Below are 7269 nucleotides of genomic sequence, written 5' to 3' on the forward strand. Positions count from 1 at the left end.
GAGAGGAGACATCATGCAAGACCATCGCTACCGCCTGCTGCTGGGCGGCATCGCCCTGGCCGTTCTCGGCGCCTGCAGCACCGTCACCGCCCCGCCGCCGCAAGCGCCGGCAAGCGTCGCGGTGGCGCCGGCGGCAACGCAGGCCGCCGCAGCCGCCTACGACTTCGACATGGATGTGTTCCACCCGGTGGTGGGGCGCAGCGGCATGGTCGCCAGCGAACAGGAACTGGCTTCGAGGATCGGCCTCGAGGTGCTCAAGAGCGGCGGCAACGCGGTCGACGCGGCCGTCGCCATGGGCTTCGCGCTGGCGGTGGCGCTGCCGAACGCCGGCAACCTGGGTGGCGGCGGCTTCATGATGGTGCACGACGCCAGGACCGGCCAGGACGTGGCGCTCGACTTCCGCGAAGTCGCGCCGCTCAAGGCCACGCGCAACATGTACCTGGACGAGAAAGGCAATGTCATCAGCGGCAAGTCGCTCTACACGCACTCGGCTGTCGGCGTGCCGGGCACCGTGGCCGGTATGGCGCATGCGGCCCGGCGATGGGGCACGCAGCCGCTGGCCAGACTGATCCAGCCCTCGATCGAGCTGGCCGAGAAGGGCTTCCCGATCAGCGAGACGCTGGCCAAGGTTTTGGCTCAAGAAGCCAGGAACATGGGCAAGTGGGACGCCACCAAGGCGATCTACTGGAAGAACGGCGCGCCGATGAAGCCGGGCGAACTGCTGGTGAACAAGGACCTCGGACAGTCGCTGCGGCTGATCGCCCGGGATGGCGCCAAGGCCTTCTACGAGGGCGACATCGCGCAGAAAATCGTTGCCGACATGGCCAGGAACAACGGCCCGATCACGGCGCAGGACCTGCGCGAATACAAGGTGGTCGAGCGCGAGCCGGTGCGCGGCACGTATCGCGGCTACCAGATCGTCACCATGCCGCCGCCGTCGTCCGGTGGCGTGCACCTGGTGCAGATCCTGAACATGATGGAACGCTGGCCGATGAAGGACTGGGGCCACAACAGCGCGCAATCGGTGCACCACGCGTCCGAAGCCATGAAGCTGGCCTACGCCGACCGCAGCGAGTACCTGGGCGACCCGGACTTCGTCAAGATCCCGCTCAAGGGCCTGACCAGCAAGCGCTATGCCGACGACCTGGCCAAGCTGATCGACCCGAACCGCGCGCGCATCGGCAAGGACATCAAACCCAGCCAGCCGCAGCCCTACGAGAGCGACCAGACCACGCACTACTCGGTGATGGACAAGGCCGGCAACATCGCCGCCGTGACCTACACGCTCAACACCAACTTCGGCAGCGGCATCGTGGCGCCCGGCACCGGCATCATGCTGAACAACGAGATGGACGACTTCAGCGCCAAGCCCGGCGTGCCCAACGCCTACGGCCTGATCGGCGGCGACGCCAACGCGGTGCAGGCGAAGAAACGTCCGCTGTCGTCGATGACGCCGACCTTCGTGCTGAAGGACGGCAAGCCCTGGCTGGTCACCGGCAGCCCCGGTGGCGCACGCATCATCACCACCGTGCTGCAGCAGGTGGTCAACGCCATCGATTACGGCATGAACCCCGCCGAGGCCGCCTCCGCGCTGCGCTTCCACCAGCAGTGGACGCCAGACGAGCTGCGGCTGGAGAAAGGTTTCTCGCCCGACACCATCGCGACCCTGAAGCAGCGCGGCCAGAACGTCGCGGTCAAGCCCGCCATGGGCCGCACCCAGACGATCCAGGTGCAGGGCAACGAGTTCTGGGGTTACTCCGATCCGCGCAACCCGGACGGCAAGACGCTGGGCTATTGATTCGATAGCTGGTCGCGCCGGAAGCTCATCGACTGACGGGCTTTTCTGATCGATTCGGTCAAGGCGCGTCTACCCTCACCCTAACCCTCTCCGCCAGCGGGAGAGGGAGCAAGACGGGGCCGAGCGGCGCGATAGCCCGGGTGGAGTTCAGCCCCCCTCTGGCCGTGCCGAGAAGCGCAGGGCATGGGGCGGACGCGGCAGCGCAGCATGCCGCGCTTGCGTAGACTGACTCGCTGCGGTTGTCCGAGCGCAGCGCTGCAAGCGCGCAGCGAGTTCCGCAGCGCCGCCCCGCGACCGAGCATCGCAGGTTGCCCGCAGCAACGCTGCGGGACGCGGCCAGTGGGGCCGCCTTTTCTTTACCTACTTTCTTTCGGCGGAGCAAAAGAAAGTAGGTCGCCCGCCGGGGCGAACTCCCGGCCGACAGCGCATTAACCACCTCAGAAGCAGCTATCCGGTAACGGCACCGTCCCGCGCGTTTTCAAGATCGAACTGCATCGCCGCCAGCCGCGCATACAGCCCGCCTCGCGCCACCAGTTCCGCATGCGTGCCGACATCGACGATGCGCCCCTGCTCCATCACCACGATGCGATCCGCGCGCAGCACCGTCGCCAGCCGGTGCGCGATCACCAGTGTCGTGCGCCCCTGCATAGCCGATTCCAGCGCCGCCTGCACCATGCGCTCGCTTTCGGCGTCGAGCGCGCTGGTGGCCTCGTCCAGCAGCAGCAGCGGCGGGTTCTTCAGCAGCGCGCGGGCGATGCTGATGCGCTGGCGCTGGCCGCCCGACAGGCGCACGCCGCGCTCGCCCAGGTGGGTTGCGTAGCCCTCGGGCAGCGCCATGATGAAGTCGTGCGCGAAGGCGGCGCGCGCCGCCTGCTGAACCTCGGCATCGCTGGCGTCGGGGCGCCCGTAGCGGATGTTGTCGAGCGCGCTGGCCGAGAACACCGTGCTGTCCTGCGGCACCAGACCGATGCGCTGGCGCAGCGCATCCAGCGGCAACTCGGCCACCGGCACGCCATCGACGCGGATCTGCCCCGCCTGCACGTCGTAGAAGCGCAGCAGCAGTTGCAGCACCGTGCTCTTGCCGGCGCCGCTGGGTCCGACCAGGGCCACGGTCTCGCCCGGCTGCACCGCCAGCGAGAAGTCCTGCAGCGCCGGCTGCGACGGCCGCGACGGGTAGTGAAAAACCACCTGGTCGAAATCGACCGACGAGCCGCCGGCCACCGGCGGCAGCGCACGCGCTTGCAAGGGTTCGGACACCGGCGAGCGCGCGTGCAGCAGTTCCATCAGACGCTCGGTGGCGCCGGCGGCGCGCAGCAGGTCGCCATAGACCTCCGACAGCACCGCCACCGAGCCGGCCAGCACGATCACGTAGACCACGGTCTGACCCAGGTGCCCGGCGGTGATGTCGCCGCGCAGCACCGCCTGCGTGCCCTGGTACAGACCCCACAGCAATGCGCCGAAGGTGGCGATGACGATGAAGGCCACCAGCACCGCGCGCACCTGGGTGCGCCGCCGTGCGGTCTCGAAGGCACGCTCGGTGGCATCTGCGAAGCGGCCCGATTCGCGCTGCTGCTGGGTATAGCTCTGCACCACGGGAATAGCGTTCAGCACCTCGGCGGCGATGGCGCTGGAATCGGCCACGCGGTCCTGGCTGGCACGGCTCAGCTTGCGCACCCGCCGACCGATGATCAGGGTCGGCAGCACCACCAGCGCCAGAATGCCCAGCACCGGCAGCATCACGCGCGGATTGGTCACCACCAGCATGGCCAGCGCGCCCAGGCCCATCACCGTGTTGCGCAGGCCCAGGCTCAGCGAGGAACCGACCACCGTCTGCACCAGCGTGGTGTCGGTGGTCAGGCGGCTCAGCACCTCGCCGGTCTGGGTGGTCTCGAAGAACTCCGGGCTCTGCCGCACCACGTGCGCATAAACCGCATTGCGCAGGTCGGCCGTGATGCGCTCGCCCAGCCAGCTGACCATGTAGAAACGCAGCGCCGAGAACACCCCCATCGCCACGCCGACACCGAACAGGGCCAGGAAGTGACCACGCAAGGCGAGCAGCCGGTCACCCGGCCCGGCCTCGACCAAGCCGCCGTCGATCAGCGACTTCAGTGCCACCGGCAGCACCAGCGTGGCCGCCGCGGCGGCCACCAGGAACAGCAGCGCCAGCGCGATGCGTGCGCGGTACGGTCGCAGGAACGGCAGCAGACCACCCAGCGCGCGCGGGTGGCTGGTGGCGGGACGGGCGGTGCGTGATGCCGTGGCCACGAAAGAACCCGTGCCTGGCCGCTCAGGACTCCGGCCGGAACCAGAGCCAGATGCCCACCGCCGCCATCACGGCCGGCACGCCGATGCGCACCGGCAGCGGGATCTGGTCGAAGAACTGAATGCCGATGGCGCTGGCGGTCATCGCCAGCGTGCTGAACCATTTCAGGCGCCGCGGCACGGCGCCGCGCTCCCGCCACTGCACGATCGGCGGGCCGAATCGCGGATGCCGAATCAGCCACAGCTCGAACGCCGGCCAGCCCTTGCTGGCGGCCCAGGCCGACACCAGCAGGAAGGGCACGGTCGGCATCACCGGCAGCGCCATGCCGATCACCCCCAGGGCCAGGCTCAGCAGCGCCACCGCGCGCCACAGCAGCACCGCGACACGGCGCCGCAGCACGATACGGTCCGGCGTCGGCAGGCGTGAAGATTCCGGTTCCTGCATCATCGGGCGATTCCGGCGCCGCGCCATCGGGCACCGGAAGCTATTGTTTTCATAGTAAATACGTCGAACCCCGCATCTTACCGACTGCGGCTTGACCCGCGCCGGCACACGGCGCGCCTGGCGGGCCGGACACGGGCCAGCACAATCGCGCCATGAATTCCACCCGCGCGCTCCCGCACTGGCGCCGCCAGGCCGTGCTGCACTGGCGCATGACCCGGCCCGGCTTCCTACTGGTCACCCTGTCGGCCTGCCTGCTGGGCATCACCTCGGCGGCGATGTGCGGCTGCGGGCTCGACCTGCCCGCGGCACTAGCGACGGTGCTGCTGGCCTGCATGGCGCACGCCGGCGCCAACGTGCTGAACGACTACCACGACGCCCGCAACGGCGCCGATGCCGCCAACACCCTGGGTCTGCACCCGTTCACCGGTGGCGCGCGCCTGATCCAGCAAGGCCAGGTGAGCGAAATCCAGACCGGCCGCTTGGCGGCGCTGCTGCTGGGCCTGCTGGTGCCTGCCGGCCTGCTGCTGGCGGCGCGCAGCGGCGGCGGGCTGATGCTGGTCGGCGCCGCCGGGCTGCTAATCGCCTGGGCCTATTCGGCGCCGCCGTTCAAGCTGATGTCGCGCGGGCTGGGCGAGCTGGCGGTGGCGGCGGCCTGGTGGCTGGTGGTGATCGGCGCCGACTACGTGCAGCGCCACGGTTTCATGCCGATCCCGATCTCGCTGGGCTTCAGTCTGGCGCTGCTGGTCGCCTGCATCCTGCTGATCAACGGCGTGCCCGACGCCCGCTCCGACGCCAGCGTCGGCAAGCGCACACTGGCGGTGCGCCTGGGCGCGCGTCGCGCGGCGGCGCTGTATGCCTGGCTGGCGCTGCTGGCGCACGGCTGGCTGGCGCTCAGCGTGTGGCTGCTGATCCCGCCTGCGGCGGCACTGTGGGGCCTGCTGTCGCTGCCGCTGTCACTCGCCGCCGCGGCGCTGTTCTGGCGCCATGCGCGGCAGCCGCAGCGGTTGCGGCCGGCGATCGTGCTGGGCATCGCCGCCGCCAACCTGCACGCACTGGCGATCGCGGCGGCGCTGGCGGTCCTGGCGGCGGGGCGCTGAGGCCGACGGCATGGACAATAGCTCATGATCTCGCTGCCGACCTTTGTTCCGCCCACCCCGTTCACCGACCCCGATGCCGCGCTGGCGCTGACCCGGCGCATCTACGACGCGGCGCTGGCGCACCTGCGCGAGGCGCTGCAGGCCTACGTGGCGCAGACCGACGGCCCGGCCGAGCAGCCGACCCGGGTGCGCGCGCACTACCCCTTCGTGCGCCTGACGACCACCAACAGCCGGCATCCGAACACCCGCCTGGCCTACGGCTTCGTCTCGCACGCCGGGCATTACGAGGCCACGCTGACCCGGCCCGACCTGTACGCCGACTACTACCGCGAGCAGTTCCGCCTGCTGCTGGCCAACCACCCGGTCACGCTGGAAGTGGGCACCAGCAACCACCCGATCCCGCTGCCCTTCAGCCTGGCCGACGACGACCACTTCGAAGGCAGCATGACGACGCGCCAGCGCCAGCGCCTGGCCGAGGTGTTCGACCTGCCCGACCTCGGCAACATGGACGACAGCATCGCCAACGGCATGTACCGCCCGCTGCCGGGCGAGGCCTATCCGCTGGCGCTGTTCACCGCCCCGCGCGTGGACTACTCGCTGCACCGCCTGCGCCACTACACCGGCACCTCGCCCGAGCATTTCCAGAACTTCATCCTGTTCACCAACTACCAGTTCTACATCGACGAGTTCATCGCGCTCGGCCAGCTCGAGATGCAGAACGCGAGCAGTGCCTACTGCGGCTTCGTGCAGCCCGGCAACGTCGTCACGCACCGCGCCGGCCTGCCCTCGGTGCCCGGCGAGGAGCAGGGCATCCCGCCGCCGCGCGGGCCGCAGATGCCGGCCTACCACCTCAAGCGCGACGACCGCAGCGGCATCACGCTCGTCAACATCGGCGTCGGCCCCAGCAACGCCAAGACCATCACCGACCACATCGCGGTGCTGCGCCCGCACGCCTGGATCATGGTCGGCCACTGCGCCGGCCTGCGCAACAGCCAGCAGCTCGGCGACTACGTGCTGGCGCACGGCTACGTGCGCGAGGACCATGTGCTGGACGAGGACCTGCCGCTGTGGATCCCGGTGCCGGCGCTGGCCGAGGTGCAGGTGGCGCTGGAAACCGCAGTGGCCGACGTCACCGCCCTGCAGGGCGCCGAGCTGAAGCGCGTCATGCGCACCGGCACCGTCGCCACCACCGACAACCGCAATTGGGAGCTGCTGGGCGACCACGCACCGCAGCGGCGCTTCTCGCAATCGCGCGCCGTCGCACTGGACATGGAAAGCGCCACCATCGCCGCCAACGGTTTCCGCTTCCGCGTGCCCTACGGCACCCTGCTGTGCGTCAGCGACAAGCCGCTGCATGGCGAGATCAAGCTGCCCGGCATGGCCAACCACTTCTACCGCGAGCGCGTCAGCCAGCACCTGTTGATCGGCATCCGGGCCATCGAGCGCCTGCGCGAGAACGGCCTCGACCGCCTGCACAGCCGCAAGCTGCGCAGCTTCGCCGAGGTGGCGTTCCAGTGAACGACTGGACTTCTTTCAGTGATATTTCAGGCAGCGTAGGGTTCGGAAAGCGCGGTTCAGTATCAGCTGCGACTGTATGTTTTCCGACAGACGCTCTTACTCATAAGTCAGTAATTTAGGGAACAAATGTTCACATCTTCTGTCCAAGT

General features: G+C 69.1%; 5 protein-coding genes. 3 read left to right on the top strand and 2 right to left on the bottom strand.

Translation table 11 applies throughout. From position 1 onward, the window contains the following. Positions 1 to 13: 13 nt before the first annotated feature. Positions 14 to 1798, top strand: a complete 1785-nt coding sequence (ggt, locus tag PK606_RS06640) for a gamma-glutamyltransferase (RefSeq protein ID WP_324561978.1) — start codon at positions 14 to 16, stop codon at positions 1796 to 1798. A 447-nt stretch (positions 1799 to 2245) separates the two neighbouring features. Here the strand turns inward: ggt and PK606_RS06645 are convergent, their stop codons facing one another. Together PK606_RS06645 and PK606_RS06650 are read right to left on the bottom strand one after the other, a co-directional pair. Continuing rightward, the gene (locus PK606_RS06645) at positions 2246 to 4063 is read right to left on the bottom strand and encodes an ABC transporter transmembrane domain-containing protein (protein ID WP_324561979.1); all 1818 of its coding nucleotides are present in this window, start codon (positions 4061 to 4063) and stop codon (positions 2246 to 2248) included. Positions 4064 to 4085: 22 nt separating this feature from the next. Next, positions 4086 to 4508 carry a YbaN family protein gene (locus tag PK606_RS06650; RefSeq protein WP_324561982.1) on the bottom strand — a complete coding sequence of 141 codons (423 nt, stop codon included), beginning with the start codon at positions 4506 to 4508 and terminating at the stop codon, positions 4086 to 4088. A 149-nt stretch (positions 4509 to 4657) separates the two neighbouring features. On the opposite strand from PK606_RS06650, the gene PK606_RS06655 reads away from it, so the two are divergent. After that, positions 4658 to 5602 carry a prenyltransferase gene (locus PK606_RS06655; protein ID WP_324561984.1) on the top strand — a complete coding sequence of 315 codons (945 nt, stop codon included), beginning with the start codon at positions 4658 to 4660 and terminating at the stop codon, positions 5600 to 5602. 24 nt (positions 5603 to 5626) lie between these two features. Further along, positions 5627 to 7120, top strand: a complete 1494-nt coding sequence (locus PK606_RS06660; RefSeq protein WP_324561986.1) for an AMP nucleosidase — start codon at positions 5627 to 5629, stop codon at positions 7118 to 7120. Positions 7121 to 7269 lie beyond the last annotated feature (149 nt).

Origin of the sequence: Ottowia sp. (genome assembly GCF_035444425.1) — a bacterium.
Lineage (GTDB): Bacteria > Pseudomonadota > Gammaproteobacteria > Burkholderiales > Burkholderiaceae_C > Ottowia.

Coding starts and splice junctions, on each gene's coding strand:
- PK606_RS06650 (WP_324561982.1), bottom strand. CDS start 4,508: ATGATGCAGGAACCGGAATCTTCACGCCTGCCGACGCCGGACCGTATC.
- PK606_RS06660 (WP_324561986.1), top strand. CDS start 5,627: ATGATCTCGCTGCCGACCTTTGTTCCGCCCACCCCGTTCACCGACCCC.
- ggt (WP_324561978.1), top strand. CDS start 14: ATGCAAGACCATCGCTACCGCCTGCTGCTGGGCGGCATCGCCCTGGCC.
- PK606_RS06655 (WP_324561984.1), top strand. CDS start 4,658: ATGAATTCCACCCGCGCGCTCCCGCACTGGCGCCGCCAGGCCGTGCTG.